Source organism: Longimicrobiaceae bacterium (genome assembly GCA_035936415.1).
GTDB lineage: Bacteria > Gemmatimonadota > Gemmatimonadetes > Longimicrobiales > Longimicrobiaceae > JAFAYN01.
The window spans coordinates 1-3502 of the sequence record DASYWD010000063.1; the positions used below are offsets into that span (position 1 = coordinate 1).

The 3502-nt window shown below is 74.2% G+C and carries 4 protein-coding genes; 1 reads left to right on the forward strand and 3 read right to left on the reverse strand.

The window, feature by feature from the left end:
* The 3 genes from VGR37_02925 to VGR37_02935 all read right to left on the reverse strand — a co-directional run.
* The coding region (locus VGR37_02925; GenBank protein HEV2146346.1) for a M56 family metallopeptidase at positions 1-1135 on the reverse strand (1135 nt) is incomplete at its 3' end.
* Complete coding sequence (locus VGR37_02930; protein ID HEV2146347.1) at positions 1132-1521, reverse strand: BlaI/MecI/CopY family transcriptional regulator; 390 nt, start codon at positions 1519-1521, stop codon at positions 1132-1134. The genes VGR37_02925 and VGR37_02930, both read right to left, overlap by 4 nt.
* 122 nt (positions 1522-1643) lie before the next feature.
* The gene (locus VGR37_02935) at positions 1644-2561 is read right to left on the reverse strand and encodes an NAD(P)/FAD-dependent oxidoreductase (protein ID HEV2146348.1); all 918 of its coding nucleotides are present in this window, start codon (positions 2559-2561) and stop codon (positions 1644-1646) included.
* 147 nt (positions 2562-2708) lie between these two features.
* On the opposite strand from VGR37_02935, the gene VGR37_02940 reads away from it, so the two are divergent.
* Positions 2709-3380, forward strand: coding sequence for an HAD family hydrolase (locus VGR37_02940; protein HEV2146349.1), 672 nt, complete (start codon positions 2709-2711; stop codon positions 3378-3380).
* Positions 3381-3502: the final 122 nt, after the last annotated feature.

Sequence of the window (3502 nt, forward strand, 5' to 3'; positions counted from 1 at the left end):
CATCTTCCGAGATCGGCTCCGTCGCTTCGGCCGCATGTCCGGCGGGCGGCGCGGCACCCACGGCGGCGAGCGGGACCGTCACGGCGGCCGTAACGGCGAGCGTGGCGAGGACCGCCCGGCGAGACACCCCGCCCCGGGGAGCGGCCCGGTCCAGGATGGCGAGGAGGCGCCCCTCGAACTGGGAGCGGCGGGCCATGGCGAGCGCGGCGGCGGGCCCCTCCGCCGTACCCAGGGCGCGGACGATCTCCAGCAGGTGGCCGGCGTAGCGGGTGGGCTGGGTGCCCAGCGCCAGAACGGCGTCGTCGCAGGCGTGCTCGCGCTCCTCCCGCATCCGCCGGCAGGCGATCCACACCAGCGGGTTGAACCAGAAGAGCGCCAGGGCCAGGTGGGCCGCCCACTGCGTCAGCGCGTCCCAGCGGCGGACGTGGGCCAGCTCGTGAGCCAGAACCGCGACGCGGCGCTCGTCGTCCCAGGCGTCCGCCTCCTCGGGGAGGAGCACCACCGGGCGGATCAGCCCCCAGGTCATGGGGACGGTGGCGCCGGGTCCGCGCAGCAGGGTGACGATGCGCCCCACCCGCAGCCGCCGCGTGAGCGCGTCCACCGCGCGCACCCATTCGTCGTCCGTGATCTCCGTCGCGCGGCGCTCCAGCCACCAGACGCGGGTCAGCCCGTACCCCAGGCGCAGCGTCAGCAGTCCCGCGCCCGCGAGCCAGGTGAGCAGGAGGAGCACCTGCCAGTCCGCGGCGAGCCCCGGCCGGACCGCGAGACCCTCCGCCGGGGGACTCGCTGTCGCGGCCTCAGCAGCCGGGGAAGCGACCTCCGGAGCGGCGGAGGCCGCGGAGACGATGAACGGCTCGGCGGTGGACCCCGGCGGCGGCAGCTCGGACGAGGGGGCGGTCTCCGGGGCGGGGGCGGCGATCCGCGGGAGGGGGAGCACCCCCCAGCGCGGGACCAGGGTGCCCACCAGCGGGACGAGCACGACGGCGGTGAGCGCGGCGGCCCAGACCATGTGGCGGCTGGCGGCGGAGGCGCGGCGCATCAGGCGCGTGGCACCCCACGCCAGCAGGATGAGCACGGAGCCCCGGAGCGCCGCGTCCAGGAGCGGCATTGCGAGGCCGGAGCCGGAGAGCGTCATCGGTCACCTCCTTCCCTGCGGCGGGCTTCCTCGATGAGCGCCGCCATGCGGTCCAGCTCGGCGGCGGAAGGTTTTCCGTCCTCCAGCAGCGCGTTGACCACCTGCTCGCTGCTCCCGCCGAAGAAGGTGCGGACCAGGTGGCGGAGGGCGCTGCTGCGCGCCCGGCTGCGCGGCGTGGTGGGGAGGTAGACGTAGCGCCTGCCGTCCTGCTCGTGCGCGAGCGCTCCCTTCTCCTCCAGCAGCCGGAGCGCGGCGCGCACGGCGGAGTACGTGGGCGGATCGGGGAGGTCGTCCATCACCTCGGCGGCGGTCGCGCGGCCGCGGCGGTAGATGATGTCCATGATCTGGCGCTCGCGGCGGCTCAGCTCGGCGGGGAGCGTCGGCATCGGCAGGGATCCAGGGACGGGGTGTATGGAGCATGTGCGGATTTTTCCGCACATGCTGAATATTCAGCACGTAGTGGATGGTGTCAAGGGCTTTGTCCGGAGATCCCCCCGACCTGCCGGTCCTAGACCCTCTTCTCTTCGGGGATCAGCGACTTGTGGATGCCGACCGCGGCGCGCACGCCCTCGTAGGCGGCTCGGATCGCCAGCCGCGAGCCGGGCGTGATGTCGCCCGCGGCGTAGACGCCGGGCACGGAGGTGAGGAATTCGGAGTCCACCTGCAGGATCCCCTCCTCGTCCGCCTCGCACCCCAGGTCGGCGGCGAGCGTGGAGCCGGGCCCGCTGGCGATGTGCACGAAGAGCGCGTCGAACTCCGCCGAGTCGCCGGTGTGGAAGACCACGCGGTCGATGCACCCGGCCCGGCCCTCCAGCCGCTCGATGACCTCGGTGCGGATGGGGATCTCGAAACGGGCGAGCGCGGACTGCGACTTCTCCGGGAGCTCCGGGGAATGGCCGTGCGTGAGGACCGTGACCCGGTCCGTCCAGGTGAGCAGGTACGTGCTGAACGCGGCGATCTGCCGCCCCCATCCCACCACGCCCACCCGCAGGCCGGCCACCCCCGGCCCGTCGCAGTCCGGGCAGTGCCAGATGCTGGTGCCCCACAGCTCCTCAAAGCCGGGGACCTCCAGGAGGATGTCCTTGAGCCCGGTGCAGAGGAGGATGCGGCGCGCCCGGAACTCGCGGTCGTCGGAGAGGCGGACGCGGAAGTCGCCCTCCTCGCCCTCGACCGCCTCCACCATGGCGGCCTCGAACTCCGCCCCGGCGTCCAGCGCCTGCTGCTTCATCTGCCGGCGCAGCTCGTAGGGCTCCACCTCGGGGACGCCGGGGTAGCCGTGCACCGCCCAGGTCTCGGCGTTGCGGGGGTCGCCCGCGTCGAAGACGACGGCCCTGCGGCGGTAGCGGGCCAGCCAGAGCGCGGCGGAGAGCCCCGCGGGCCCGCCGCCCACCACCACCACGTCGTACACTTCCTGCTGCTGCGGCATCGGCACTTCCTTCGCGGCCGGTGAAGGGGGACGGGCGGCCGGGGTGCGTGCAAGCGCCGCGCCGCGCGCCGCGCCCCTGGCGCGGCGCGTGGGGCTTCCCCATGATGGGTGCGAGGGACGGGGAACATCAGACGACGGGGGAGCGACGTGGTCCGGGCGCTGGTCTTCGACTTCGACGGGCTGGTATTCGACAGCGAGACGCACGAGTACGCCGTGGTCCGGGAGATCTTCCGCGAGCACGGCGCGGATCTTCCGCTGGAGCTGTGGGGGACGTGTGTCGGGACGCACGACGGGGCGTTCGACGCGCACGGCTACCTGGAGGAGTGCACCGGGCGCACGCTGGACCGGGAGGCGATCGTCCGCCTCCGCCGCGAGCGCTTCTACGCCGCCGTGGAGGGGCATGGGCCGCTTCCCGGCGTGGAGGCGATGCTCGACGCCGCCCGGGAGATGGGGCTGCGGATCGGGCTGGCGTCCAGCTCCCGGCGCGGCTGGGTGGTGGGGCAGCTCGGCCGGCTGGGGCTCCTCCCGTACTTCGACGCCCTCCGCACCGCCGACGACGTGGCCCGCGTGAAGCCGGACCCGGAGCTGTACCTGAGCGCCTGTGACGCGCTGGGCGTCGCGCCGCATGAGGCGGTCGCCTTCGAGGACTCGCCCAATGGCGCCCTGGCCGCGAAGCGCGCCGGGATGCGCTGCGTGGTCGTCCCCAACTCCGTCACCGCGGCGCTGGCCTTCGGCGAGCACGACATGCGCCTGGGCTCGCTCCTGGAGGTGGAGCTGGCGGCGCTTCTCGCGCGGCTCGCCCCGCCGACGCCCGACTGACCGAACCGACTCGCCCGTATCCACTGGAGGTGCCCGTGCGCGCTGCTTTCCGTCTGACCGGTCTCGCCCTGGTCCCGCTCGCCGCCGCGTGCGCGGCGTCCGCCCCCGCGGCGGCGCCCGTC

What these genes read in the sequence shown, in the direction of transcription:
- VGR37_02930 (HEV2146347.1), bottom strand. Translation starts at nt 1,521, where the DNA reads ATGCCGACGCTCCCCGCCGAGCTGAGCCGCCGCGAGCGCCAGATCATG.
- VGR37_02935 (HEV2146348.1), bottom strand. Translation starts at nt 2,561, where the DNA reads ATGCCGCAGCAGCAGGAAGTGTACGACGTGGTGGTGGTGGGCGGCGGG.